Annotated in this window: 21 protein-coding genes; 11 read left to right on the forward strand and 10 right to left on the reverse strand. The window is 56.5% G+C overall.

What is annotated here, in order from left to right; translation table 11 throughout:
* Window positions 1-28: 28 nt before the first annotated feature.
* From mtnN to BV494_RS13135, 3 genes are all read left to right on the forward strand, one after another.
* Window positions 29-733 carry a 5'-methylthioadenosine/S-adenosylhomocysteine nucleosidase gene (gene mtnN / locus BV494_RS13125; protein ID WP_104923276.1) on the forward strand — a complete coding sequence of 235 codons (705 nt, stop codon included), beginning with the start codon at window positions 29-31 and terminating at the stop codon, window positions 731-733.
* Window positions 734-735: 2 nt separating this feature from the next.
* Complete coding sequence (btuF, locus tag BV494_RS13130; RefSeq protein ID WP_192938009.1) at window positions 736-1,554, forward strand: vitamin B12 ABC transporter substrate-binding protein BtuF; 819 nt, start codon at window positions 736-738, stop codon at window positions 1,552-1,554.
* 349 nt (window positions 1,555-1,903) lie between these two features.
* Window positions 1,904-2,149 (forward strand): hypothetical protein, encoded by a 246-nt coding sequence (locus tag BV494_RS13135; protein ID WP_104923277.1) that lies wholly within the window; start codon window positions 1,904-1,906, stop codon window positions 2,147-2,149.
* A 222-nt stretch (window positions 2,150-2,371) separates the two neighbouring features.
* On the opposite strand, the gene erpA is transcribed toward BV494_RS13135, so the two are convergent.
* Complete coding sequence (gene erpA / locus BV494_RS13140) at window positions 2,372-2,731, reverse strand: iron-sulfur cluster insertion protein ErpA (RefSeq protein ID WP_369825840.1); 360 nt, start codon at window positions 2,729-2,731, stop codon at window positions 2,372-2,374.
* A gap of 88 nt (window positions 2,732-2,819) precedes the next feature.
* Complete coding sequence (gene clcA / locus BV494_RS13145) at window positions 2,820-4,283, reverse strand: H(+)/Cl(-) exchange transporter ClcA (protein ID WP_104923278.1); 1,464 nt, start codon at window positions 4,281-4,283, stop codon at window positions 2,820-2,822.
* Between the two features lie 186 nt (window positions 4,284-4,469).
* On the opposite strand from clcA, the gene hemL reads away from it, so the two are divergent.
* Window positions 4,470-5,750: a glutamate-1-semialdehyde 2,1-aminomutase gene (hemL, locus tag BV494_RS13150; protein ID WP_104923279.1), complete on the forward strand. Its 1,281-nt coding sequence runs from the start codon at window positions 4,470-4,472 to the stop codon at window positions 5,748-5,750.
* Between the two features lie 61 nt (window positions 5,751-5,811).
* On the opposite strand, the gene fhuB is transcribed toward hemL, so the two are convergent.
* The 6 genes from fhuB to hrpB form a co-directional block, all read right to left on the reverse strand.
* Window positions 5,812-7,800, reverse strand: coding sequence for a Fe(3+)-hydroxamate ABC transporter permease FhuB (gene fhuB / locus BV494_RS13155; protein ID WP_104923280.1), 1,989 nt, complete (start codon window positions 7,798-7,800; stop codon window positions 5,812-5,814).
* Entirely contained in the window at window positions 7,797-8,699 is a 903-nt protein-coding gene (gene fhuD, locus BV494_RS13160; RefSeq protein WP_104923281.1) for a Fe(3+)-hydroxamate ABC transporter substrate-binding protein FhuD, read from the reverse strand. Before fhuD ends, fhuB begins: the two co-directional genes overlap by 4 nt.
* Window position 8,700: 1 nt before the next feature.
* Entirely contained in the window at window positions 8,701-9,513 is an 813-nt protein-coding gene (gene fhuC / locus BV494_RS13165) for a Fe3+-hydroxamate ABC transporter ATP-binding protein FhuC (RefSeq protein WP_104923282.1), read from the reverse strand.
* Window positions 9,514-9,591: 78 nt separating this feature from the next.
* Entirely contained in the window at window positions 9,592-11,808 is a 2,217-nt protein-coding gene (gene fhuA, locus BV494_RS13170) for a ferrichrome porin FhuA (protein WP_104923283.1), read from the reverse strand.
* A 294-nt stretch (window positions 11,809-12,102) separates the two neighbouring features.
* Window positions 12,103-14,733 carry a bifunctional glycosyl transferase/transpeptidase gene (gene mrcB / locus BV494_RS13175; RefSeq protein ID WP_104923284.1) on the reverse strand — a complete coding sequence of 877 codons (2,631 nt, stop codon included), beginning with the start codon at window positions 14,731-14,733 and terminating at the stop codon, window positions 12,103-12,105.
* Window positions 14,734-14,948: 215 nt separating this feature from the next.
* Entirely contained in the window at window positions 14,949-17,405 is a 2,457-nt protein-coding gene (gene hrpB, locus BV494_RS13180) for an ATP-dependent helicase HrpB (protein ID WP_439958362.1), read from the reverse strand.
* An 81-nt stretch (window positions 17,406-17,486) separates the two neighbouring features.
* Between hrpB and thpR the strand changes: the two genes are divergently transcribed.
* The 6 genes from thpR to folK all read left to right on the forward strand — a co-directional run bounded on the left by thpR (window position 17,487) and on the right by folK (window position 22,725).
* Complete coding sequence (thpR, locus tag BV494_RS13185; protein ID WP_104923286.1) at window positions 17,487-18,029, forward strand: RNA 2',3'-cyclic phosphodiesterase; 543 nt, start codon at window positions 17,487-17,489, stop codon at window positions 18,027-18,029.
* A 23-nt stretch (window positions 18,030-18,052) separates the two neighbouring features.
* Window positions 18,053-18,772 carry a DNA/RNA nuclease SfsA gene (gene sfsA, locus BV494_RS13190; protein WP_104923287.1) on the forward strand — a complete coding sequence of 240 codons (720 nt, stop codon included), beginning with the start codon at window positions 18,053-18,055 and terminating at the stop codon, window positions 18,770-18,772.
* Between the two features lie 244 nt (window positions 18,773-19,016).
* Complete coding sequence (gene dksA, locus BV494_RS13200) at window positions 19,017-19,472, forward strand: RNA polymerase-binding protein DksA (protein ID WP_095924702.1); 456 nt, start codon at window positions 19,017-19,019, stop codon at window positions 19,470-19,472.
* Between the two features lie 59 nt (window positions 19,473-19,531).
* On the forward strand, window positions 19,532-20,398 hold the full coding sequence (gene gluQRS, locus BV494_RS13205; RefSeq protein WP_104923288.1) for a tRNA glutamyl-Q(34) synthetase GluQRS: 867 nt from the start codon (window positions 19,532-19,534) through the stop codon (window positions 20,396-20,398).
* A gap of 525 nt (window positions 20,399-20,923) precedes the next feature.
* A complete protein-coding gene (gene pcnB / locus BV494_RS13210; RefSeq protein ID WP_226790083.1) occupies window positions 20,924-22,249 on the forward strand; it encodes a polynucleotide adenylyltransferase PcnB in 1,326 nt (441 codons plus the stop codon).
* On the forward strand, window positions 22,246-22,725 hold the full coding sequence (gene folK / locus BV494_RS13215) for a 2-amino-4-hydroxy-6-hydroxymethyldihydropteridine diphosphokinase (protein WP_104923290.1): 480 nt from the start codon (window positions 22,246-22,248) through the stop codon (window positions 22,723-22,725). Before pcnB ends, folK begins: the two co-directional genes overlap by 4 nt.
* A 5-nt stretch (window positions 22,726-22,730) precedes the next feature.
* On the opposite strand, the gene qseC is transcribed toward folK, so the two are convergent.
* Complete coding sequence (gene qseC / locus BV494_RS13220) at window positions 22,731-24,083, reverse strand: quorum sensing histidine kinase QseC (protein ID WP_104924797.1); 1,353 nt, start codon at window positions 24,081-24,083, stop codon at window positions 22,731-22,733.
* Between the two features lie 5 nt (window positions 24,084-24,088).
* Window positions 24,089-24,766 (reverse strand): quorum sensing response regulator transcription factor QseB, encoded by a 678-nt coding sequence (gene qseB / locus BV494_RS13225; protein WP_104924798.1) that lies wholly within the window; start codon window positions 24,764-24,766, stop codon window positions 24,089-24,091.
* A 158-nt stretch (window positions 24,767-24,924) separates the two neighbouring features.
* On the opposite strand from qseB, the gene panB reads away from it, so the two are divergent.
* Window positions 24,925-25,719: a 3-methyl-2-oxobutanoate hydroxymethyltransferase gene (panB, locus tag BV494_RS13230; RefSeq protein WP_104923291.1), complete on the forward strand. Its 795-nt coding sequence runs from the start codon at window positions 24,925-24,927 to the stop codon at window positions 25,717-25,719.
* The last annotated feature ends 12 nt before the right edge of the window (window positions 25,720-25,731 follow it).

Below are 25,731 nucleotides of genomic sequence, written 5' to 3' on the forward strand. Positions count from 1 at the left end.
CATTTCACCCCAATCTGCGAGTATTCATATGAAAGTAGGCATTATTGGCGCAATGGAGCAGGAAGTGACCCTGCTGCGCGACAAAATCATCAACCGTCAGACGATCGAACGCGCTGGCTGTGAAATCTATACCGGTCAGCTGAACGGTGTGGACGTCGCGCTGCTGAAATCAGGTATCGGTAAAGTGTCTGCGGCGATGGGTACGACGCTGCTGCTGGAACATTGCCGCCCGGATGTGGTGATCAATACCGGTTCCGCCGGTGGTCTGGCAAAAACGCTGAAAGTGGGCGATATCGTGGTTTCTGACGAAGTTCGATACCACGACGCGGATGTGACCGCATTTGGTTATGAACCGGGTCAGATGGCGGGTTGTCCGGCGGCTTTCGTGGCGGCTCCGTTTTTGGTCGAGCTGGCTGAAACCTGTATCCGCGAGCTGGATTTGAACGCCGTGCGCGGCCTGATTTGCAGCGGCGATGCCTTCATCAACGGTGCAGCGCCTCTGGTCCGCATCCGTGCCACCTTCCCGAACGTCGCTGCCGTGGAAATGGAAGCTGCCGCAGTCGGCCATGTTTGCCATCTGTTCGACACACCTTTCGTGGTCGTGCGCGCCATTTCTGACGTCGCGGACACCGAATCTCACCTGAGCTTCGAAGAGTTCCTGGTGGTTGCAGCACAGCAATCCACGCTGATGGTCGATGCCATGCTGAAAGCGCTGGCCGCTTCCGAAGCGTGATCATGCGCCGGTTCTGTCTTTTGCTGACGAGTCTTTTGCTGGCGGGCCTGTCGTTGCCTCTGGCGGCGGCACCGGCACCGGCGCAGCGGGTGATCAGCCTCGCGCCTAATCTGACAGAACTGGCGTTTGCTGCGGGCATGGGCGATCAGCTGGTCGGAGTTAGTGCTTACTCCGACTTCCCACCCCAGGCCAGTAAGCTTGAGCAGGTCGCGAACTGGCAGGGGATAAATGTCGAGCGCATTGTGACGCTGAAACCCGATCTGGTGCTCGCCTGGCGCGGCGGAAACCCGCAGCGTCCGCTTGATCAGCTGAGGTCTCTGGGCATCCACGTTATTTATCTCGATCCGCAGAATGCACAAGATGTCGCAAAGGCGCTGGAACAGCTGGCGGCCTACAGCCCGGATCCTGCAAAAGCTCAGCAGGCAGCCCATGATTTTCGTGAGCAATGGCAGGCACTTAAGCAGAAATATCACCGTGAAAAACCCGTTCCGGCGTTTATCCAGTTCGGCACTCAGCCGCTTTTTACTGCCTCATCCGCGACAATGCAAAGTGAAGTGCTGGAAGTCTGTGGCGGGAAAAACATTTTCGCCGACAGCCGTGTTCCGTGGCCTCAGGTCAGCCGGGAGCAGGTTTTAAGCCGTCAGCCACAGGTTATTGTAATCTCGGGGGAAAAATCGCAAAAAGCGATCATTGAAGGCTACTGGCATTCCCTGCTCACGGCGCAGGTTATTGCCCTTGAACCGGACTGGTTCAGCCGCGCGGGCCCGCGTATTTTGCTTGCTGCACAACAGCTGTGCCCTCAGCTGGCTGCCTTGCCTTAAAGGTGAATGCTTACTAACAAAACGTCTTACGGCCGCAACCGGTGCGTTATCGCACTTCTCTGAATTGTTCTTTTATTAACCAAAATCAAGAATACTGCGCTGTCATCTGGTAACATGCCTGACGTAAACTTATCCGGTTCGTGCACTTTCCCCGCTTTAACGTTATCTCTTTGTTGTACAAACGAAATAATAAAAGTCACGTCTGAACGTTAAAAATAACTTCACTACAAAGCATGACTGGCATCCAAATCATAAGAAATTTGGATTAAAGGCCACGAGAACATTACCGATAACCTTCTCAGCCCCTGGCTGATATTTATTGTGACTACACCAGCAGGAAAAAATATTAATGAAAGTACTCTTACTCAGCGTGCTGCTGGCATTGAGCCCGCTGGTCGCGGTCGCGGGCATGACCAGTGGCGATATACATATCAGCCTGACCATTTTACCGACCTGCAAAGTCGATGTAGCGCACTCCGGCACGTCGGTTACCTGCGCCAGCCGCACGATGATGCAACCGCACATCAGTGAAATGACGCTCGCTTCCGTTCCGGGCATCCGCACCGACTCCAGGCTGGTGACGGTGGAATGGTGAGTTGCATGTGAATGCTTACTTACCTCAGCGTCCGCCATCAACCATTAAAAAAGCCCGTCTGCATCAGCAAACGGGCTTTTTTTTGTTCAGTCCTTGTATACCCAAAATCATTCATGTTGCATCAAGGCGGCAACTGAACGAATCCCCGGGAGCTTACATCAGTAAGTGACCGGGGTGAGTAAAGGCAGCCAACGCAGAGGCGGCTTGAAGGATGAAGGGTAATCAGATACTGAAAGAAGAGCCGCAACCACATGTCGTTTTCGCGTTTGGATTCGTCACCACAAAACGTGACCCTTCCAGACCTTCGGTGTAATCCACGGAGCCGCCCACCAGATATTGCAGGCTCATCGGATCGACCACCAGCGCCACGCCTGATTTCTCAATGGTCATGTCGCCGTCGTTAATTTTGTCATCAAAGGTAAAACCGTACTGGAAACCACTGCAACCGCCACCGGTGATATAAACACGCAGTTTCAGGTTAGGGTTTTCTTCGTCAGAAATCAGGTTCTTCACCTTCTTCGCTGCGTTCTCAGTAAACTGTAACGGCAACGCAGCAGTTTCATTCAACAATGCTTCGCTCATAATCTCTCGCTCCCAATCCGCATTTGTTCAGGCCGCCGGATTGACTGTCTGAATAATGTACTCATTATCTTATACCTGAATTAATGCTTCAAGTATGGGGTGTTTTGGTCGCGCTGTCCTGACTAATGGTGCCTTTAGTCTCAGATTCGGCTTCCGCTTTTTCGGCATTTTCACGTTCCTGCCGTTGCAGGGTGCGGGTCAGAATGGCCGAATACAAGGGTTTGCCACCCAAAAACTGCGCCAGCAGCGTTGCACCGAGGCAGGTAATAATCATCGGTAAAATGAGCTGATAGTTATCGGTCATTTCCAGCACCAGCACAATTCCGGTGAGCGGCGCACGCACGCTACCGGCAAATAATGCGCCCATTCCGGCAATCGCAAAGGTCGCGGGCTGAATACCGTATTGCGGGAAAAAATACAGCGCGGCGGTGCCAAACGCCGTTCCCAGCAAAGTGCCGAGCGCTAACATCGGCGCGAAAATCCCGCCCGGCGCGCCGGAGGCAAAGCACAACAGCGTAGTCGCCACGCGCACAACAAAGATAAACAGCAGCATCAGCAGGCTGTATTTACCCGCTGCCGCCAGCGGGATCAGCGCGAAACCGCCTCCTGCGGCTTCCGGTTGAACTATCCCGATCAGCCCGCAGAAGCCGCCCAGGACGCCGCCGATAATCAGGATTTTCCTGAGATTGCCGCCGTGAATGCGCGCGAACATATCCTGCGTGCGGAAGATCAGCGCATTAAAACTGACGCCCACCACGCCAAACACCATACCTAACACCAGATAAAGCCACAGCGTATTGAGCGGTGCGCTCGCCAGTTTCCCGACTTCAATCACCGCGCCGTCGCCGTTGAAAATGCGGAAGACAATGCTCGACATAATCACGCCGATAAACACCGCTTTAATGGAAATCAGGCTGTAGCGAAATTGCAGGCGCATCTCTTCAAGAATAAACAGGATCCCCGCCAGCGGAGCGTTAAAGGCCGCCGAAAGCCCCGCCGCCGCGCCGGTTGCCAGCAAAGAATGGCGCGCTTCGGCGCTGCGCAGCCGGAAAATATCCACCATCATTTTCCCGACGTTTGCGCCCATCTGCACGGTCGGCCCTTCCCTGCCCAGCACCATCCCCGCGCCGAGTGTGCCCATCCCGCCAAAAAATTTCACCGGAATAACGCGCCACCAGCGAACCGGCCTTAACTCCTCCAGCGCGCCTTCAATTTCAGGAATGCCGGACCCCCCCGCTTCCGGGGCAAAACGCCGCACAAGGTAATAGCCAGACATCGCCAGCGCGGCGGAAACCACGAAAGTTAGCGGCCACAGCAGGATCGCGTAATCACTGAAAAAACCCAGCCCGGAAAGACGCAGGTGCATCACCCCGTTCACCGCTTTTTCAAATGCCACCCCGAGCAATCCGGCGACGGTGCCGACCACCGCCGCGACCATCAAAATCGTCACCGGCGTTTTATCGCGGCGCAGGAAAATACGCAGAATTTCGCTGCGTTTACGGGGTCCGCGCAAAGGCGGACGTTCTGACATTTCAGTCTCTGATTCATTCATGGCGGGCAAGGTGATTCGGAAAAAGTTAGGAAATATTGATGGATTTAATCATACAAAATGCCTGCCTGACAGGATCTGCAACAATATGCCGCACGGTTTGCGGTTTGATAACGCCGCTCAGTTCACTAGAATGGGCTCATCAACATCCCTATTACATACAGAACCCAGCAATTCAGGAGCCGAATAATGAGTAAGTCAGAAAGTCTGTTCACGCAGGCGCAAGCGCTAATTCCGGGCGGTGTTAACTCGCCGGTACGTGCCTTCTCCGGCGTCGGCGGCGTCCCCTTATTCATTTCGCGCGCAGACGGCGCGTTCCTGTTTGATGCCGATGGCAAAGCTTATATCGACTATGTTGGCTCGTGGGGCCCGATGGTGCTCGGCCACAACAATGCGGAGATCCGCAACGCGGTCATCGAAGCGGCGCAACGCGGTCTGAGCTTTGGCGCACCGACCGAAATGGAAGTCAGAATGGCCGAACTGGTCACCGAACTGGTGCCAAGCATGGACATGGTTCGCATGGTGAACTCCGGTACCGAAGCGACCATGAGCGCCATTCGTCTGGCACGCGGTTTCACGCATCGCGATAAAATCGTCAAATTCGAAGGTTGCTACCACGGCCACGCCGACTGCCTGCTGGTGAAAGCCGGTTCCGGCGCACTGACGCTCGGCCAGCCGAACTCACCGGGCGTGCCTGCTGATTTCGCCAAACACACCCTGACCTGCACTTACAACGATCTGGATTCTGTCCGCGCGGCGTTTGAACAGTACCCGGACGATATCGCCTGTATCATCGTTGAGCCGGTGGCGGGCAACATGAACTGCGTGCCGCCATTGCCGGAATTCCTTCCGGGCCTGCGTGCGATTTGCGACGAGTTCGGCGCGCTGCTGATTATCGACGAAGTGATGACCGGCTTCCGCGTCGCGCTGGGCGGTGCTCAGGATTATTACGACGTGACGCCTGACCTGACCTGTCTGGGCAAAATCATCGGCGGCGGTATGCCGGTGGGCGCATTTGGTGGCCGCCGTGACGTGATGGAAGCGCTTGCACCGACAGGCCCGGTGTATCAGGCGGGCACGCTTTCCGGTAACCCGATTGCGATGGCCGCCGGTATTGCCTGTCTGACGCAGGTGGCACAGCCGGGCGTTCATCAGACCCTGACCGAACGCACAACGCAACTGGCAGAGGGCTTACTGAAGGCCGCAGAAGCAGAGAATATTCCGTTTGTGGTGAACCACGTCGGCGGCATGTTTGGCCTGTTCTTCACCGATGCCAAAACCGTGACCGGCTATCAGGACGTGATGAAATGCGACGTTGAGCGTTTCAAGAAATTCTTCCACATGATGCTGGAAGAAGGTATTTATCTGGCACCTTCCGCGTTCGAAGCGGGCTTTATGTCTCTGGCCCACACGCCGGAAGACATCCAGCGCACCATCGACGCCGCACGCCGTTGTTTCGCTAAGCTTTAAGCCGTTATCCGGCAGTAAGCGAAAAGGGGCCATCTGGCCCCTTTTCTATTGGCAAAACACGTTAACTCGCCTGCTTTCTCAGCAGATAGATAAAGTACGGCGCGCCGATAAAGGTCGCGAGCAAACCGGCAGGGATCTGGTTCGGGAAGATCACCATACGACCACACCAGTCGGCGAAGACCATCAGCAGACCGCCGAGAATACTCGCCACCATCCACTGCGGAACGGCGCGGCGGAATCCCATCATGCGTGCCATGTGCGGTGCCATCAGCCCGACAAAACTCAGCGGCCCGACGGTCAGCGTTGCGGCCGCCGTCATCACGGCGGCCAGCAGCAGGATCGCCATACGCGTTAGCGTCAGCGCCAGCCCGACCGATTTCGCCGTTACGTTGCCGAGCGGCAAGATATTTATCCAGCGGCGACAGAACGGCACGATGACCATCAGCACGGCAGCCAGCGCCAGTGTGCGCCACGCCATCGGTGCGGTCACCGAATAGGTCGAACCGGAAAGCCAGGTCAGCAACCCCCCCATACGCGGATCACCGCTGGCCAGCAGCAGCGTCATCAGCGTGGTGAAAGCGGTACTCAGCGCAATACCTGTCAGCAACATCCGTTCTGCGGAGAAACTGCGCAGGCCGGAGGCGACCATAATCACCAGCAACGTTAACGCCGCACCGGCACTGCCCGCAGGCAGCAGCCACACAAACGCATCGCCGGGCACAATAAACATCATCACCACAACGCCGGTCGCCGCACCGGAGCTGATCCCCAGCACTTCCGGGCTCGCCATCGCGTTACCGGTCAGTTTCTGGATCAGCACGCCGGAAGACGCCAGCATAATCCCTGCCGCCAGCGCCGCCAGTACACGCGGTAAACGCCACGGCAGCAACGCCTGCAAATCTGCGCCCGTCGCCCAGTTCCAGCCTGTCGCATTGCGTCCGGCCATCAGCGCCACCACCAGACCGGCCATTAATACCAGTAAAGCCAGCCCCACCCAGCGCACCAGATGATGACGTTCATCCGGCACATTATCGCCCTGATTCATCGGCGGCGGCGTCATGCTGTTACGCAGACGCGGCAGCAACCACAGCAGCAGCGGCGCACCGACCAACGCGGTCGCGGCACCGGTCGAAATTTCCATCCAGATTTGCGCCACGTATTGCATCACCTGATCGGTGAACCACAGCAGCAGTGCGCCAATCAGCGGAGCCATCACCAGACGCGCGCTCAGGCGACGTGCGCCGAGCATTTTCGCCAGAAGCGGCGCAAACAGGCCGATAAAACCGATAATCCCGACCGCATTAACCAGTTGCGCACTCATCAGAATCGCCAGCGTCAGCACCGCCAGACGCGCTGCCGATAAGCCTAAACCGAGGTTTTTCGCGACGCCGTCATCCAGCCCGAGCAACGTCATCGGGCGCTGCAACAGAAACGCCAGCAGCCAGACGATAATCACGCGCGGCAGTAAAAACGTCGCGACGTCCCAGTCCTGCTGCGTCAGCGAACCGCTGCTCCACATATACAGGCTTTGCAGGCCCTGATAGTTGAAGATCCCGATCAGGCCATTCACCGCGCCGCAATACAGGCCGAGCACCAGACCGGCGAGGATCAGCGTCACCGGCGACATGCGTTTGCCCCAGGCGATCCCGAACACCAGTCCGCCGATGACGACCGCGCCAGTCATCGCGGCAAATTGTTGCGTGATCATGCCGCCCGGCAGCGCCCAGAGCGTGGCGATCGTCAGACCGAGCTGCGCGCCCGCCGAAACACCCAGCGTCGCCGGTTCGGCTAACGGGTTGCGTAAGACCTGCTGGAACAGCAAACCGACCAGCCCCAGACCGGCACCGGCCAGCAGCGCGACGACAATGCGCGGCAGTGAGCTGTAATGGAAAAGCATCTGCTGAACATCGTTGATGTCCGGCTGCCAGAGCGCACCGCGCCAGCGTTGATAAGGCAATTGCTGATGCAGGTTGTAGATGCTGAGTGCCCCGGCCGCCAGCGCCAGAACCAAAAGAAGGATCAGCGAAACGCTGAGTGAGCGGCGGTTCATACCGGTTTCCCCAGTGTGCTGTTCAGGATTTTACAGAAATGCATGGCGCTGAACGTCGCGCCGTAGAACCAGACGGCGGGGACAACGCTGAACTGATTGGCACGCACGAAAGTCATTGATTTCCACAGCGGCGTTTTGGCGACCGCGTCCATGATGTCGGCGCTGCCGTGATCAAAACACAGCACGCGGGCATTTTTAATGCGGGTCAGGCGCTCAACGCCCACTGACACGCTGCCCCAGAAGCTGCCTTCGCCGCCCCACGCATTAGTCAGCCCGACATCGCCCATGATTTCATGGAACATGCTGCCCTGACCAAACACCAGAACGTGGCGCGGGTCGATAAAGGTCATCAGCAGAACAGGCTGTTGCGCTAACGGTTTCATCAGCTCACGCGTTTTCGCGATCGTGTCGTTATAAACCTGCAAATGCTGTTCGGCGCGATCCTGCAAACCGAGCGTATCCGCCAGTTTATGCAACGATTTGACCGCCAGTTGCATCGGCTTCGCGCTGCCGTCATTGGCTTTTACGCCTAACACCGGCGCGATGGTTTCCAGCTGTTTAATGTCCGGACCATAACCTTCGGTTATCAGCAATAATGAAGGTTTCAACTGCTGGATAAGCTCCATGTTAGGCTCGGTGCGCTGGCCGACATCGATGACACCGGGTGCCAGCGGCGGTTCCGCCACCCACAGGTTGTAATTGGGGATATCGGCAATCGCCAGCGGCATCACGCCGAGCGCAATCAGCAGCTCGGTCGGCAGCCATTCGAGGGTAACAATACGGCCCAGATCGGGGCGTGAGGCTGACAGCGCGGGCAGAGAAGTCAGTAACGGCGACAGCGCCATCATCTGCAAAATCCGGCGGCGCGTCAGCCCTGAGTAACGTTGAATATCAGACATATCAGTAAACGAAGCTCACCGGCGCACCGCCCGCTGGATGCGGAAGAATGCCCATCGGAATACCGTAAATTTGTTCAAGAACGTCACCGCGCATCATGGCTTCTGGCGCGCCCTGCACGATCATCTCGCCGCCGCGCAATGCCATCAGCTCATCGCAATACCGCGCTGCCATATTCAGATCATGCAATACCGCGATCACGGTCAGGCCTTTCTCGCGGCTAAGACGCTGGATCAGCGCCAGCACATCTTTCTGATGCGCGATATCCAGCGCGGACGTCGGTTCGTCGAGCAGCAGGCAGCGGCTGTCCTGTGCGACCATCATCGCCAGCCACGCCCGCTGACGTTCGCCGCCGGAGAGGCTGTCGACCAGACGCCGGGCGAACGGTTTCAGGCCCACCAGCGCAATCGCTTCTTCGACTTTTTCTTTGTCCTGATGTTTGAAACGCCCCAGCGCGCCGTGCCACGGATAGCGGCCAATCGCCACCAGTTCCTGCACCGTCATGCCTTCTGCAGCCGGAAGTTGCTGCGGCAGATACGCCACCTGGCGCGCAAACGCTTTGCTGTCCCACCGGGCCAGCGGCGTTTCATTCAGGTAAATCGTCCCGGACGTCGCCGGTTGATGTCGTCCCAGCATTTTTAACAACGTTGATTTCCCGGAGCCGTTATGGCCAATCAGCCCGCACACTTTCCTTTGCGGGAAGGTCAGCGACAGCGGCGCGAGCAACGTTCGCCCCGGCACTGAAAAGCTGACATCTTGCAGGCGAAAGACGCTGTCAGGCAGCGATGAAGACGGGTGTACGTTGTTATCAGGCATAGGATTTTCTACGTGACGTCTGGAAGTAAATAGGAAACGGGCACGACCAGCGTGCCCGGATTTAACGGCTTAAAACTTTTAGAAACGGAAGGTTGCAGTGGCGACAACCTGACGATCTGAACCCCAGTAACAGGCGTAATCGCGGTAGCAGCTTGCCACGTACTCACGATCCAGCAGGTTATTGACGTTCACGCCCACGGAGGAACCCGGCATACCGAAGCGGGCCAGATCGTATTTCACGGTAGCGTCAACCAGCGTATAACCGGCCACGTTGAAGGTCTGGTTATTTTTATCCGTTGTCGTGTAGAAGCTGGAGCTTGAACCGAAGTAACGCACACCAGAACCGACAGTCAGCCCGCTGAGCGCCGTTTCGTGGAAGGTGTAATCGGCCCACAGTGACGCCATATTGGCAGGCACTTCAGCAGGACGTTTGCCTTCATACGCGGTGTCGTGCGTGTATTTCGCATCCGTGTAGGTGTAAGACGCCGTCATGTTGATGTTCGCGGTGACCGCAGCCTTCGCTTCAAGCTCAACACCCCGTGAACGAATTTCACCAGACTGCACGCTGAATGCGCTGTCCGTCGGATCCGCTGTCAGGTTTTTGTCTTTGGTCAGCTGATAAACCGCCGCCGTCAGGCTGATCGGACGATCGTTCGGGATGTATTTGATCCCGGCTTCATACTGCTTGCCCATCGAAGGATCGAACGGCTGGCCTTGTTTGCTGGCACCGGCAGTCGGCTCGAAGGACTCGCTGTAGCTGAAGTAAGGTGAAATCCCGTTATCAAACAGGTAGTTCAGACCACCGCGCCACGTAAACTGTTCGTCATTGATCTCCGCCGTCGTATTGCTCGAACGGGTAAGCGTTGAGGTTTTCGCGAAGTCGTAACGGCCGCCGAGGGTCAGGATCCACTGGTTCCATTCCGCCTGATCCTGCGCGTACAGCCCGGTTTGTTCCTGACGATTCAGGACTTCATACGGGAAGTACAGCGAGACATTGCTGTTGCCGTACTGCGGGTTGCTCATGTTCAGATTGCTGGCGCTGCCGTAATCGGCATCAATGTCATTACGCATACGCATGTAATCCACGCCCATCAGCAGGGTGTGATCGACATCGGCGGTAGCAAATTTAGCCTGCGCCTGAGTATCCACATCGAAGTTAGCCAGTTTCTCTTTTGACTGAACATACGCGCGGCTCATCACGCCGTTAGAGACGTATCCGGTGCCGTAAACGCTTTTGTACTCAGTATCCAGCTTGGTGTAACGCAGGTTCTGGCGAACGGTCCACGTATCGTTAAAGCCGTGTTCGAAGCTGTAACCGACCATTTTCTGGTTACGGGACATCTTGTTGCTTTGCTCGCCTTCGTTGAAGTCGGTTGAAAGCTTATGCGCTTTCCCGTTGGCATCGTAATACGGCACAACGGTACCTTCACGCGGCAACCAGCCATAGAAACCGGCATCCGGATCGTTCTGGAAGTTGCTCAGGAAGGTGAAATTCGTTTTATCGTCAGGACGCCAGGTGAAAGATGGCGCGATGCTGTAACGTTTTTCTTTGGACATTTCCTGCTGGCTGTCCTGGCTACGCGCCACGCCCGTCAGGCGATAGGAATAGACGCCGGCATCATCGATGGCATCGCTGAAATCAAAGCCCGTCTGGAACAGGTTATCGGTACCCATTTTGAACTGCACTTCTTTGAGCGGTTCAGTCGTTGGACGTTTGCTGACCATGCTGACGACGCCGCCCGGATTACTTTTTCCGTACAGGACAGAAGACGGGCCGCGCAGCACTTCAACGCGCTCAAGCATGTACGGATCCATCGACACTTCAGAATAGTTATCACCCTGAAGTTTGATGCCGTCGAGATACTGGTTGGTGTTTACGGAAGTGAAACCACGGATCGCAATCGCGTCATACGTGGATGAACTGCCACGGCTGGCGAAGACGCCCGGCGTATATCCCAGCGCTTCTTTCACGGAAGCCGGCTGTTTCATGTCCATCTCTTCGCGGGTCACCACGGAAATAGACTGCGGGGTTTTCACCAGTGGCGTATCGGTTTTAGTCCCGGTCGCACTGTGTTTTGCCGCGATGGTCGCCGCAGGGCCCCATGCTGATTCCTGGACGGCTTGCGCAGACGCTGAACTGGTGACGTTGATCGTATCTTCTTTCGCGGTTGCTGTGGTTGCTGCACCTGCGTAAAACGCGGTGGAGCTCAGAACGGCGGTGATGGTTAACGCGAGCGTCCGGCGCTTAAATGCGCCTTTTTGGACTGAGTTTGAAAGCGTGCATTGAGAAGCCATTGCGTTATCTCTGGAGTGATAATGGGAATGTAAACGATAATTATTATTATGACCGTCGCATAATATGCGCATTGCGCGGGGCTCTGCAAGCCTATTTGACGCATAGATTGGCTGAATGAATAAAAAGTATCCCCATGTTAAACATGGGTAAAAACGCTTATGAATTATACGGAATGAGTTGTGAAAGACCTGGCGGGAATGTAAATCGCGACGGGTAAATTTGAGTCAGGGATAACAATTAAAAAGGGCGCGATTCGCATCGCGCCCTTAAATGTTTCTGAAATCAACAATTTGTTACTGGCCGGAACCGAACATATCCTTGATCCAGCCTGCAACACCGTTGCTGTCTTTCTTGTTCTTGTCGTCCTGCGCCTGAGGTTGCTGTTGCTGCTGTCCCTGAGGCTGTTGTTGTTGCTGTTGCTGCTGAACCTGTTGTTGTTGCTGCTGAACGGCAGATGCAGAAGCCTGGCACATGGCCTCCGGTGAATCCGTCCACACCGGAATGGAACGCGCCGCGCCCCCGCCCAACATGCCGCCACCGCCGCACACAAAGTTACCCGCGCCGTCGATATTCATCGTGCTGATACCTTCCGGCATTTGCAGATCCAGCGGCTGAGGCGTGCCGTTTTCCAGATAGCGGCCATACAGCACCAGCGCACCGGTAGAACCCCACAGCTTAGACGGACCGTTGTTATCGCGGCCAACCCAGGTGATCGCCACCTGATTGCCGTCGATCCCGGCAAACCAGCTGTCACGCAGTTCGTTCGAGGTCCCGGTTTTCGCGGCCAGATGCAGTTTCGGGAATTTGTTCGCCAGCGCGCGCGATGTCCCTTCCTGCACCACCTGCTGCATGGCGTACAATGTCAGATAGGCGGCCTGAGAAGGGATCACACGTACTGCCTGCGGGAAGCTCTGGTACAAGACGGTGCCGTCTTCCGCAATCACCGAACGCACCGCCGACAGTGGCGCTTTGTTACCGCCGCTGGCAATGGTCTGGTATTCCTGCGCCACTTCCATCGGCGTCAGCGCAATCGCACCGAGTAACATCGACGGCGTCTGGTTCAGGGATTCTTTCGGGATCCCCAAATCAATCAGCGTTTTGGTGATGTTGTCGAGGCCGACTGCCATACCGAGGTTAACCGTCGGGACGTTCATGGAACGCGCCAGTGCATCTACCAGCAGAACCTGACCACGGAACTGATGGTCATCGTTTTTCGGTGACCAGATCTGGCCGTTCGCCAGTTTCAGGTTCAGCGGCTGGTCGGCAAGAATGGTGTTCAGACGGTATTTATCCGGCTGCGACAGCGCAGTCAGATAGGTCGCCGGTTTCGCCAGAGAACCGACCTGACGGCGAGCCTGCATGGCGCGGTTGAAACCGGCAAACTGCGTATCCGCACCGCCGACCATCGCCCGCACTTCGCCGGTATAACGGTCAACCACTACCATCGCGGTTTCGATGTCATTCAGGCCGCTTTTCTTACGCAGTAACGGAATGCCTTCTTCCACTGCTTTTTCCGCCGCATCCTGAGAAATCGGATCCAGCGTGGTGAAAATTTTCACCCCGGACATGTCCTGCACTTTGTCGCCGAGCTTGGCCTGCAAGTCCTGACGCACCATCTGCATGAACGCAGGCTGCGGCGAAATCACCCCGCCTTTTGGCTGCACGCCCAGCGGACGCGCGCTCAGCATGTCATACAGTTCCTGATCGATAACTTTCTGATCGACCAGCAAACGCAGCACCAGATTACGACGCTGCAGCGCCATTGTCGGGTTACGCCACGGGTTGTACAGCGACGCGCCTTTCACCATACCGACCAGCAATGCCTGCTGATCGAGGCTCAGTTCGTTCACCGGACGGCCAAAGTAGTACAGGCTCGCCAGCGGGAAACCGCGGATCTGATCGGATCCGCTCTGACCGAGATATACTTCGTTCAGGTACAGCTCAAGAATGCGATCTTTGCTGTAATCGGCGTCAAGCAGCACCGCCATCACCGCTTCACGCGCCTTACGGCTCAGCGAGCGTTCGTTGGTCAGGAACAGGTTTTTGACTAACTGCTGGGTCAGCGTCGAACCGCCCTGCACCGCGTGACCGGCTGTCAGGTTCGCCAACACCGCACGGCCGATGGAGTAGAAGTTAATCCCGTCGTGCTCGTAGAAGTGGCGGTCTTCGGTTGCCAGCAAGGTATCGACCAGCAAATCCGGGAAACCGGAACGTTGCACGAACAGACGTTGTTCGCCGTTGGCATTGGAGGCCTGCAACATGGTGATCAGACGCGGATCCAGGCGGAACAGCCCGAAATCACGCTGATTATCCAGGTTTTTTATTTCTGACAGGCTGTTGCCGTCAAAGACCAGACGGGCATTGACCTGCCCTTCTTTGCCTTCCGGGAAATCAAACGGACGGCGCAGCAAATCAATCGTGTTCGCGCGAACCGTAAATTCACCCGGACGGGTAATACGCGTCACTTCGCGATACTGCGTGCCTTCCAGCAATCCGACCATTTCGGCTTTGCTGATGGCCATATCCGGCTCAAGGTTCACCTGACGACCATAAACGGCCGCCGGTAACTGCCAGACTTTACCGCCGTCGATGCGGCTGTGGATTTCACGGTTCAGATAGACCGCGTAAATACCGAGCAGAATGGCAAAAACGATGAACAGCTTGACCAGCAGCCAGAAAATACGGCGTTTCAGGCTCTTCTTGCCGCCTTTTTTCGCTTTACGCGGCGGTGCTTTGCGGCTCATGCGCGATCCCCGTTCTTCTTCGTAATCATCGTCATCCTCATACTCGTCATCGAGTTCCTCTTCTTCGTATTCGTCGTAGTCGTCATCCCGACGGCTGTGGCGAACCGGACGAGTCCGCTCAGGCTTGCGCCCGGCGGGTTTACCTTTACGGCCTATTGGCTCGCGATCATCGCCAGACATCAGTCATTCTCCCCACATACTGCTGTGTTCGTCATAAAGTTATTCTGCATAATGATTCTGTTGAGCGGAGTCATTTTCATAGTCGATTCAAACGGATACTTTTTATATCCCGCAACGCGGGCAGCAAGGCGCTTACTCTGTGCCCCGCTTTGGTTAACTTCCAGAAGAAAGGTCTGAAAAAAAGCGCACTTTCCTCAACAATTTCGTCGCCACGCTTATTGCGCGGAATACTTCTTGGTTCGCCGTGTCGGCGCGGCCTCCGCCGGATTATCCGGCCAGGGATGTTTCGGGTAGCGCCCTTTCATTTCTTTCTGCACTTCACGGTACGAGCCCTGCCAGAACGCCGCCAGATCGGCGGTGATTTGCAAGGGCCGTTGCGCCGGAGACAGTAATTCCAGCACCACGTTTACACGCCCTTCGGCCACTACCGGGCTGCGTTCCTCGCCAAACATTTCCTGCATCCGCACCGAAAGCGCCGGTGGCTGGTCTGCATGATAGCGGATCGGCAGGCGACTGCCAGTCGGGACGGTGTAATGCGTCGGTAAAGCGGCGTCCAGACGCTGACGCTGCTGCCAGTCACAAAGCCTTAATAAGGCATCATGCAAATCAACCTGTTGCAGCGATTTTAACGAACGCACGCCCTGTAAAGAAGGCTGTAACCAGCTTTCCAGCCCGTCGAGTAACGTCTCGTCGTCCATCGCTGGCCAGCTGGCTTCCGGCAGCCATTTTGCCGCACAGGTCAGGCGCAGGCGCAGCTGTTCCGCCGCGACAGACCAGGTGAGCGCCTGTAAACCCTGCGTGCGGATCCAGTCGATCAATGCCTGTTGCAGCTCGGCATCTTCCGGCTTCGCCAGCGGACTGGCTTTCAGCACCAGACGCCCGATTTGCCAGCGTCGCCACGCGCGCAGCGTACCTTTTCCCTCATCCCATTCGACCGCCGCCTGCTCTTTCACCACGTCCGGCAGCCGCGCAGGCAATTGGGTTATATCCAGCGAAATCGCCAGCAAAATGCGGGCGTCCGGGCTGTTGTTGCCCTGCAATAATTGCGGCGCCACCAGCCACGGCGCGCGGGTTAATCCGTCGTCCTGCGGTAAAGACGCGCCCAGCCCGTTCGCCAGCAGATAACGGCCATCTTCACCGCGTCGCTGGGCGATACGGTCGCTGAATGCGCGCGCCAGCAGCCACGGCGCGAGTGACGCATCGGCATCACCGCTTTTCCCGCCGGTGCGCTGCGCCAGCTGTTTTGCACGCCGCTGCCAGTTGCCCTGCGGACGGCTGAACCAGTAATCAATATCCGGCAATCCGCCGCGCGGCGGCTCTTCGAGCATGGCCGCCAGCAGCGCCGCCGTTGCCAGCGCGTCCGGGCTTTGCTGCGCCGCAGAAATCAACATCGCCGCCAGCCTGGGCTCACAGCCGAGTTGCGCCATGCGCTGTCCGGCGGCGGTAATTTTGCCGTGCGCGTCGGTTGCGCCAAGCTGATGCAAAAGGTGTTTTGCCGCCGACAACGCCGCCGTGGGCGGCATATCCAGCCACTGAAGCTGCGCCGGATCCTGACAACCCCACTGCAACAGCTCCAGCCAGAAACTGCTCAGATCGCTTTGCAGGATTTCTGCTTCGGCCTGCGCACTGGCGCGTTCCGCCTGCTCTTTGCTGAACAGATGCCAGCACACTCCGGGCTCAAGACGCCCTGCACGGCCTGCGCGCTGGGTCATGGACGCCTGACTGATGCGCTGAGTGATCAGCCGCGTCAGGCCGCTGCGCGGGTCAAACTGCGCGCTGCGTTCCAGACCGCTGTCGACCACCAGCCGGATGCCTTCGATGGTCAGACTGGTTTCCGCAATATTGGTTGCCAGCACGATTTTGCGACGTCCGGCAGGTGACGGCTGAATGGCTTTTTGCTGCTGCTCTAAAGAAAGCGCGCCGTACAGCGGGCAGAGATCGACATCGTCTGCCACCTTGCCCGACAGCAGATTTTGCACGCGGGTAATTTCAGAAACACCGGGTAAAAACAGCAGCATCGAACCGGGGTTTTCACTCATCAGGCGGCTGACCATGCGGGCCACGCCTTCGTCCAGCCGTTCGTGGGTGGCGAGGGAAAGATATTGCCGGTCAACCGGAAAACTGCGGCCTTCGGAGACGATCACCGGCGCATCAGGCAGCAGCGGCGATAAACGCAGATTATCCAGCGTCGCGGACATGATCAGTAATTTAAGATCATCGCGCAGCGCATTTTGTACGTCGAGCAGCAACGCCAGCGCCAGATCGGCCTGCAAACTGCGCTCATGGAATTCATCGAGGATCACCAGCGAAACACCTGTCAGTTCAGGATCCGCCTGCACCATGCGGGTGAGAATGCCTTCGGTCACGACTTCAAGCCGCGTCGCCGCACTGGTTTTGCTTTCGGCGCGCATACGGTAACCGACGGTTTGCCCCGGCGTTTCGCCCAGCTGCTGCGCCAGACGGAAAGCGACATTTTTTGCCGCCAGACGACGCGGTTCCAGCAACAGGATTTTCCCCGGCAGATTGCCTTGTTTGAGCAGCTGCAACGGCAACCAGGTCGATTTACCGGCACCAGTCGGCGCGAGCAATAACACTTGCGGTGCCTGCTTAAGGGCGGCTAAAAGCGGTTCAAGGACGGCGCTGACCGGCAAAGAAGACAATGAATTCTCCATGAGAGTTAACTTTAAACGGCGGGCATTGTAGCATTTAGCGCCAGATCCGGTATGTCGTGATTTTTTCAACCAGGAATGAATATGTCTGTCGAGCGCCGCCTGTTTTTCGCTTTATCGTTACCTGCAAAGTTACAAAAGCAGGTCATCAAATGGCGTGCCGAACATTTTCCGCAAGACACCGGCCGCCCCGTCACGGCGGCGAACCTGCACATTACGCTGGCGTTTCTGGGCGAAATCAGTGAACTCAAAGCCGGCGCGCTGACCCGCATCGCCGGACGCATTCAGGCGCAGAAATTCAGCCTGTGTCTGGACGATATCGGGCACTGGCCGGGTTCCGGCGTAGTGTGGATTGGTACGAAGCGCGCGCCCAATGCGCTGCTGCAACTGGCTTCCGTGCTGCGCTCTCACGCCGCCCGCAACGGCTGCCACCAAAGTACGCTGCCGTTTCATCCGCATGTATCGCTCTACCGCAGTGCCACGCGCCCGGTCGCCATTCCGCCCGCCACGCCTGACTGGCAACTGGAAGCAGAAGATTTCAGTCTGTACGAATCCACTTATGAACGCGGGCGCACCCGTTACCGCTGCCTGCAAAGCTGGCCTCTGGCTGACATTCCGGCCACCTGAACCTCTTTTATACGGAAACTCTCATGCATTTCGAGCCAGCGCTTCAACCCGCGACCCTGATAAAACGTTACAAACGTTTTCTCGCTGATGTGATCACCCCCGATGGCCGGGAACTCACGCTGCACTGCGCCAACACCGGCGCAATGACCGGCTGCGCCACGCCGGGCGATACCGTCTGGTATTCCACGTCGGATAACGCCAAACGTAAATATGCCCACAGCTGGGAACTGACCGAAACGCAGCAACATCACTGGATTTGCGTGAATACGCTGCGGGCAAATCAGCTGGTGCGCGAAGCTATCGAGGCACAGCGCATACCGGAATTATCCGGTTACAGTAATTTATCGGCGGAAGTAAAATACGGCACCGAAAATAGCCGTATAGACTTGATGTTACAGGCAGAAAATCAACCTGACTGCTATATTGAAGTGAAATCTGTCACGTTGCTGCACGCCGGTCAGGGATTCTTCCCGGATGCAGTCACACTGCGCGGCCAGAAGCATTTGCGCGAGTTACAGTCGATGGCAGAACAGGGGCAGCGAGCGGTACTTTTCTTCGCTGTTTTACATTCAGGCATTGAAAGCGTGTCCGCTGCACACCATATTGATCCCCGTTACACAGAATTGCTGACGCAGGTTCAGAAAAAAGGTGTAGAAGTGATGTGCTACGGTGCCGCACTTTCTGCTGAGGGTATCCGCCTCACAGAACGATTACCGCTGGTCACGAAATCGCTAAACGGATAAACCCAGTTCGGATAACCCTGTTATTAGCCGTCGGCGGCATAAATACAGGTCGCGAATACGCGTTTCCTCACAGGCTTGTCAAGCACCTGTCAGGAATAATTGCCAACCTCGTTGCCTTCTGTTATTTATAGCGGCCTGATTTTTTCCCCCGTTGGGGATCGAAATGTTCGAAGCCTGTCATTTGCAGAAAATCTGTAAACGCTAAGGTGGATGAACATAGTGCGTGTTATGTAGGAGAAGCATCATGCAAGAAGGCCAAACCCGTAAGACGTCGTCCTTGAGCATTCTCGCTATCGCTGGGGTGCAGCCGTATCAAGAGAAGCCGGGCGAAGAGTACATGAACGACGCTCAGCTGGCTCACTTCAAAAAGATTCTTGAAGCATGGCGCAATCAGCTCAGGGATGAAGTAGATCGTACCGTTACACACATGCAGGATGAAGCTGCAAACTTCCCTGATCCGGTTGACCGTGCCGCTCAGGAAGAAGAATTCAGCCTCGAACTGCGTAACCGTGACCGTGAACGTAAGCTGATCAAAAAGATTGAAAAAACACTGAAAAAAGTGGAAGACGAGGATTTCGGTTATTGCGATTCCTGTGGCGTTGAGATTGGCATCCGCCGTCTTGAAGCACGTCCGACCGCTGACTTGTGTATCGACTGTAAGACTCTGGCTGAAATCCGCGAAAAGCAGATGGCTGGCTAAGTCCGGGTCCCACGCGGTGCGTCATGCACCGCGTTCCCTTTTAAAGCACGCCCATTCTTATGCCACAAGATCAATACACAGGCCGTTTCGCGCCTTCACCTTCCGGTGACCTCCATTTTGGTTCGCTGATTGCCGCGCTCGGCAGTTATCTTCATGCCCGTTCTCAAAAAGGCCAATGGCAGGTACGCATTGACGATATCGATCCGCCGCGTGAAATCCCCGGTTCCGCTGACCGCATTCTGACCACGCTCGAACGCTATGGTCTGGAGTGGGACGGCGACGTCGTCTGGCAATCCAAACGTCATGACGCCTACCGCGAAGTGCTTGATGTGTTGTATCAGCAGCAAAAAAACTATTACTGCAACTGCACCCGCCAGCGCATTGCGCAAAGTGGCGGCTTCTACGACGGTCACTGCCGTGACCTGAATGTAGGCGCGGAAAACGCGGCAATTCGCCTGCATCAGACCTTGCCGGTTTACGGTTTTGATGATGATTTTCAGGGGCATTTGCAGGCCGAGCGTCAGCTTGCTGAAGAAGATTTTATTATCCGCCGCCGCGACGGGCTGTTTGCCTACAATCTGGCGGTGGTCGTCGATGACCATTTTCAGGGTGTAAATCATATTGTGCGCGGGGCCGATCTTATTGAGCCAACCGTCCGCCAGATTTCGCTCTACCGGCATCTGGGTTATCCGCAACCGGGATATCTGCATTTGCCGCTGGCACTGAATGAAAATGGCGACAAGCTTTCCAAACAAAATCACGCACCGGCGCTGCCTGAAGGCGATCCGCGGCCGGTTATCATTAACGCACTGAAATTTTTAGGCCAAACGCTGCCGGAAAACTGGCAGGATTACACTTTGCCTTTATTATTACGCTGGGCGACAACGCACTGGACGCCCTCTGAGATCCCGCGTCAGGGCGCTTAATCACCGCTGAACTGACATCGGCATTCTCAAAGAGGCTATCGTGAGCTATGATTAGCCGCTGTTTTTGCGTCACGCTAATTTTTTCAGTCACTATCGAGGTGTACCATTTTTACCCGAGTAGCCAATTTTTGCCGTAAGGTGCTGGTCCGTGAAGATAAAGTCGTTCGTGAAGAAAAGGCTGTTCATGACGAAGCCGCACTTCATGGAGAAACTCATCGCGAGGACAATTCCCGTCGCGATCCGTCTCCTGTGGCTGAAAACACTGTGAAAGCAAACAATCCTGAACGTCGTGACAACGAGCAACGCCGCGAAAATCGTGGCCGTCGGGAAGACAACGCAAACCGTGGCGACCGTCGTAACAACAATACCCGTCGCTCAGGGCCTTATCAGCCACGTGGCGAACGCAACGACAATCGCGGTGAGCGCAGCGACAACCGTTCTGAACGCAGTGAACCCCGCGCTCCGCGTGCGGAACACGTTCAGAAACCGCGTCCGTCATTCGATTACGCGGGTGAAACCCGTGCCATCACCATTGTTCCCCGCGATGAGCACAATATTTCCCGTCGCGACATCAGCGAAAACGCCCTGAAAGTCCTGTACCGCCTGAACAAATCTGGCTATGAAGCCTTCCTGGTGGGCGGTGGCGTGCGCGATTTGCTGCTGGATAAAAAACCGAAAGATTTCGATATCACCACCAACGCAACGCCCGATCAGGTGCGCAAACTTTTCCGTAACTGCCGTCTGGTTGGCCGCCGTTTCCGTCTGGCCCACGTCATGTTCGGCCCGGAAATCATCGAAGTGGCCACGTTCCGTGGTCATCACGAACAGTACGAAGAAACCGACGATAAAAACGTTTCCCAGCAGGCCCAGAACGGCATGCTGCTGCGCGACAATATCTTCGGCACGATTGAAGACGATGCCCAGCGCCGCGACTTCACCATCAACAGCCTGTATTACGGCGTGGCTGATTTCACCGTCCGCGATTACACCGGCGGCCTGCGTGACCTGGAAAACGGTATCATCCGTCTGATTGGCGATCCGGAAACCCGTTACCGCGAAGATCCGGTGCGGATGCTGCGCGCGGTACGTTTCGCCGCAAAACTGGACATGAAAATCAGCCCGGAAACCGCGGAGCCAATCCCACGTCTGGCGACCCTGTTACAGGAAATTCCGCCCGCACGTCTGTTTGAAGAATCGCTGAAACTCCTGCAGGCCGGTTACGGTTACGAAACGTATAAAAAGCTGTGTGAATACCAGCTGTTCCAGCCGTTGTTCCCGCTGATTGCCCGCCAGTTTACTGAAGCTGGCGATAGCCCGATGGAACACATTCTGCTGCAGGTTCTGAAAAATACCGACTCCCGTTTGCAAAACGATCAGCGCGTCAATCCGGCGTTCCTGTTCGCGGCAATGTTGTGGTATCCGGTGATTGAACATGCACAGAAACTGGCGCAGGAAGGCGGCCTGACGTATTACGACGCCTTCGCGCTGGCCATGAACGATGTGCTCGACGAACAATGTCGCACGCTGGCCATTCCGAAACGTATTACCACGCTGGTGCGTGATATCTGGGCATTGCAGCTGCGTCTGTCGCGCCGTCAGGGCAAACGTGCGCACAAGCTGATGGAACATCCTAAGTTCCGCGCCGCTTACGATTTACTGGTTCTGCGTGCTGAAGTGGAACAACATCGCGAACTGCAAAGTCTGGCGCAGTGGTGGGGAGAATTCCAGGAAGCGACTCCGGCCTCTCAGAAAACCATGCTCGGTACGCTGGGCGATGATGCGATCCCGGCACGCCGGGCGCGTACCCGCCGCCCCCGCAAACGGGCTCCGCGCAAGGACGGCGGTCAATGATCCGCGTTTACCTGGCTCTGGGCAGTAATCTTGCCCGTCCTCTTGACCAGGTAAATTGCGCGCTGGAGGCGCTGGCACATTTGCCGCGCACCCGTTTTGTCGCCGCGTCCCCGTTTTACCGCAGTAAACCGCTGGGGCCGCAGGATCAACCTGATTATCTGAACGCCGTCGTGGCGCTCGATACGCTGTTGCCGCCGGAACAATTGCTCGATTGTACTCAGGCCATCGAGCAAAATCAGGGACGTGTCCGCAAAGCCGAACGCTGGGGCCCGCGGACATTGGATCTTGATATGCTGATTTATGGCGATCGGGTGATCAACACTGACCGTTTGATCGTGCCGCATTACGACATGAAGAATCGTGAATTTATGCTGTATCCGCTGGCGGATCTGGCACCGGATCTGGTGTTTCCGGATGGCGAAACGCTGCAAAGCATACTGGCACGCGTTCCGCTGAATGGCCTGAAAAAATGGTAAGTCGCTCAGCGACTTACCTGCACTTGTAATCCCCCTTCTGCTTTGTTCCTGTAATCAACGCGCAACTGATGCAGCTGAGCGATCCTTTGTACGATCGAAATTCCCAGCCCGCTGCCGGTTTGCTCCTGACCCGGTGGCCGGTAAAAACGTTCGCCCAGCCGCGCCTGATGTTCTGCCGTGATCCCCGGCCCCTGATCGTCGACCGTTAATCCCTGCGCATTCAGCGTCACCGACACGGTGGTTCCCGCCGGAGAATAGCGAATCGCGTTATCCAGCAGATTGCGTACCATCAGAGAAAGCAGAAGCGATTGCCCGCGCATGTCCGGCGGCGTGCCCTGTTCTTCAAAACGTAATTCGATGCCTTTTTTGTGCGCGCAGTAATCCTGCTCGGCCAGATTTTGGGCCAGCAGCGAAGGCCAGTCGATCATCTCCAGCTCCTCAGGTTCTGAAAAACTTTCCAGCCGCGAAAGCGTCAGCAGCTGATCCACCAGCCGTGTGGCGCGATCGATACTGGTGGTCAGGTTTTCCAGCGCATGTTCGCGCATTTCGGCGTCGTCACCGGAAAGCTGAACCACTTCGGTTTGCACGCGCAATGCAGCCAGCGGGCTGCGTAATTCATGCGCCGCGTCGGAGGTAAACCGGCGTTCGCGGACCAGCATTTCACTGGTGCGGTCAAACAAAGAATTCAGCGCATTCGCCAGCGGCAGGACTTCACCGGGCAGACGATCGGTGATAATCGGCGTCGCATCTTCCGGCGAGCGCTGCCGCAACCCTTCCGCCACGCGGCGCAGCGGACGAAGTTCCAGCGTCACCATCACAATCAGCGCCAGCAGCAATACCGGCAACGAAGCCAGCCAGGGCGTCAGTTGCCCGCTGACCAAACTCCAGGCCATATCGTTGCGGTAATCGTATTCCTGCCCGACGGCCACGCGATATTGCCCGTCCGGCGACGTCAGCCAGACCATGCGCCAGTCATCGCCTTTCAGTTCTTCATCTTTAAAGCCCTGTATGTTGCCGTCGAAGCGGATGCGTTTGCCGTTTTCGCCGTCGTTGAGCAGCATGTCGCCCTGCTGATTGAAAATGGCAAACGTCAGCGCATCGTCATCGGTATGACCGCGCGAGCCTTTGCGCACCATCTTTTTGGTATCCGGCAACTCAGCATCTTTTTGCATATTCACCCGGTCGCCCAGCCCGGTGGCGGCGAGACGTTTGGCGAACAACATCTGTTGCGTATCAAATACTTCATTGATGTGTTTACGGGTCTGATGCCACGCCACGCCACTGGCAATCAGCCACGTCATCAGCGCCAGCACGGTGAACAGCAGGATCAGCCGGAGGCGCAGACTCAGGTTTTTCAGCTCCTTCACGCGTTCTCCCCGGACAGCGCATCGCCCAGCGTATAACCCACGCCGTGAACGGTGCGGATAAAGCTTTTGCCGAGTTTGCTGCGAAGATGGTGGATATGGACTTCAACCGCGTTACTGCTGACCTCATCGTCCCAGTTGTACAGTTTTTCCTGAATCAGCGTGCGTGCCAGAACGCGGCCTTTGTTATTGAGAAACAATTCCAGCACCGCGACTTCACGCGGCGTGAGCGTTACGGTTTCGCCGTTGAGGGTTACGCTGCGGGCAGCCGGATCAAATTCAACTGCACCGTGCGTCACTTTTGGCGTAATCACGCCGTGACGGCGGCGGATCAGCGCCTGCAAACGCGCGGCCACTTCCACCAGCGCAAACGGCTTACACAAATAATCATCCGCCCCGGCCTGCAACCCGCCGACACGCTGTTCAAGCGCATCGCGCGCCGTGAGGATCAGCACCGGCGTGTCGCGACCGGCCTTGCGCCATTCGCGCAGCAGATCCATGCCGTCCATTCCCGGCAGGCTTAAATCGAGGATCACCGCATCGTACGGCGCGCTGTCGAGCGCGGCTTTTCCGGTCAGCCCGTCGGTGAACCAGTCGAGCGTAAAACCCAGTTTTGTCAGCCCGGCTTTGATGCCGTCGCCAATCATTTTGTCGTCTTCAACCAATAGAATCCGCATGGTTCCCTCCGTTTTTTTCATTATAGGCGACGCTTCTTAATCACTTCTTAAGATCGGGATCATGGAGTCCGTTGCTGATCTTGCTGTCTGCATTTCGGCTCATACAGTAGAATACCGGCATCATATTCATCCGATGAATTATTCAAAGGAAAGTGTTCATGAAACCAACAACGCTGAGCCAGCTTCGCCAATGGAAGCAGGAAAAACACAAATTTGCGACCATTACCGCCTATGACGCCAGCTTTGCACAGCTCTTTGCTGAGCAGGGCATCACCGTCATGCTGATTGGTGACTCTCTCGGGATGGTCGTTCAGGGGCAGGATTCCACCCTGCCGGTGACGGTTGAGGAAATTGCTTACCATACGCGCTGTGTGCGCCGTGGCGCGCCTCAGGCTTTATTGCTGGCTGACCTGCCGTTCATGAGTTACGCCACGCCGGAACAGGCGTTTGAAAGCGCGGCAATCCTGATGCGTGCCGGCGGCAATATGGTGAAACTCGAAGGCGGCAGCTGGCTATGCGATACGGTTAAAATGCTGACCGAGCGCGCCGTTCCGGTGTGCGGCCATCTCGGCCTGACGCCGCAATCTGTGAACATTTTCGGTGGTTACAAAGTGCAGGGTCGCGATGAAGTCGCCGCAAACCAGCTCATCAAAGACGCGCTGATGCTCGAAGAAGCTGGCGCGCAGCTGCTGGTGCTGGAATGTGTTCCCGTTGAACTGGCGCGCCGCGTGACCGAAGAACTGAGCATCCCGGTGATCGGCATCGGTGCCGGTAACGTGACCGACGGACAGATTCTGGTGATGCATGATGCGTTCGGCATTACCGGCGGCCATACGCCGAAATTTGCCAAAGACTTCCTGGCCGAAGCGGGCGATATCCGCAGCGCGGTGCGCTTGTATGTCGATCAGGTCGCGCAGGGCGTGTATCCGGGCGAAGAGCATTCCTTTAAATAATCGGGAGAAGAA

This window comes from Rahnella sikkimica (assembly GCF_002951615.1).
Classification (GTDB): domain Bacteria; phylum Pseudomonadota; class Gammaproteobacteria; order Enterobacterales; family Enterobacteriaceae; genus Rahnella; species Rahnella sikkimica.

What these genes read in the sequence shown, in the direction of transcription:
- clcA (WP_104923278.1), bottom strand. Translation starts at nt 4,283, where the DNA reads ATGAATGAATCAGAGACTGAAATGTCAGAACGTCCGCCTTTGCGCGGA.
- sfsA (WP_104923287.1), top strand. Translation starts at nt 18,053, where the DNA reads ATGCATTTCGAGCCAGCGCTTCAACCCGCGACCCTGATAAAACGTTAC.
- qseB (WP_104924798.1), bottom strand. Translation starts at nt 24,766, where the DNA reads ATGCGGATTCTATTGGTTGAAGACGACAAAATGATTGGCGACGGCATC.
- folK (WP_104923290.1), top strand. Translation starts at nt 22,246, where the DNA reads ATGATCCGCGTTTACCTGGCTCTGGGCAGTAATCTTGCCCGTCCTCTT.
- thpR (WP_104923286.1), top strand. Translation starts at nt 17,487, where the DNA reads ATGTCTGTCGAGCGCCGCCTGTTTTTCGCTTTATCGTTACCTGCAAAG.
- mtnN (WP_104923276.1), top strand. Translation starts at nt 29, where the DNA reads ATGAAAGTAGGCATTATTGGCGCAATGGAGCAGGAAGTGACCCTGCTG.
- mrcB (WP_104923284.1), bottom strand. Translation starts at nt 14,733, where the DNA reads ATGTCTGGCGATGATCGCGAGCCAATAGGCCGTAAAGGTAAACCCGCC.
- btuF (WP_192938009.1), top strand. Translation starts at nt 736, where the DNA reads ATGCGCCGGTTCTGTCTTTTGCTGACGAGTCTTTTGCTGGCGGGCCTG.
- panB (WP_104923291.1), top strand. Translation starts at nt 24,925, where the DNA reads ATGAAACCAACAACGCTGAGCCAGCTTCGCCAATGGAAGCAGGAAAAA.
- fhuC (WP_104923282.1), bottom strand. Translation starts at nt 9,513, where the DNA reads ATGCCTGATAACAACGTACACCCGTCTTCATCGCTGCCTGACAGCGTC.
- fhuD (WP_104923281.1), bottom strand. Translation starts at nt 8,699, where the DNA reads ATGTCTGATATTCAACGTTACTCAGGGCTGACGCGCCGCCGGATTTTG.
- fhuB (WP_104923280.1), bottom strand. Translation starts at nt 7,800, where the DNA reads ATGAACCGCCGCTCACTCAGCGTTTCGCTGATCCTTCTTTTGGTTCTG.
- hemL (WP_104923279.1), top strand. Translation starts at nt 4,470, where the DNA reads ATGAGTAAGTCAGAAAGTCTGTTCACGCAGGCGCAAGCGCTAATTCCG.
- gluQRS (WP_104923288.1), top strand. Translation starts at nt 19,532, where the DNA reads ATGCCACAAGATCAATACACAGGCCGTTTCGCGCCTTCACCTTCCGGT.
- hrpB (WP_439958362.1), bottom strand. Translation starts at nt 17,405, where the DNA reads ATGGAGAATTCATTGTCTTCTTTGCCGGTCAGCGCCGTCCTTGAACCG.
- fhuA (WP_104923283.1), bottom strand. Translation starts at nt 11,808, where the DNA reads ATGGCTTCTCAATGCACGCTTTCAAACTCAGTCCAAAAAGGCGCATTT.
- dksA (WP_095924702.1), top strand. Translation starts at nt 19,017, where the DNA reads ATGCAAGAAGGCCAAACCCGTAAGACGTCGTCCTTGAGCATTCTCGCT.
- erpA (WP_369825840.1), bottom strand. Translation starts at nt 2,731, where the DNA reads ATGAGCGAAGCATTGTTGAATGAAACTGCTGCGTTGCCGTTACAGTTT.
- BV494_RS13135 (WP_104923277.1), top strand. Translation starts at nt 1,904, where the DNA reads ATGAAAGTACTCTTACTCAGCGTGCTGCTGGCATTGAGCCCGCTGGTC.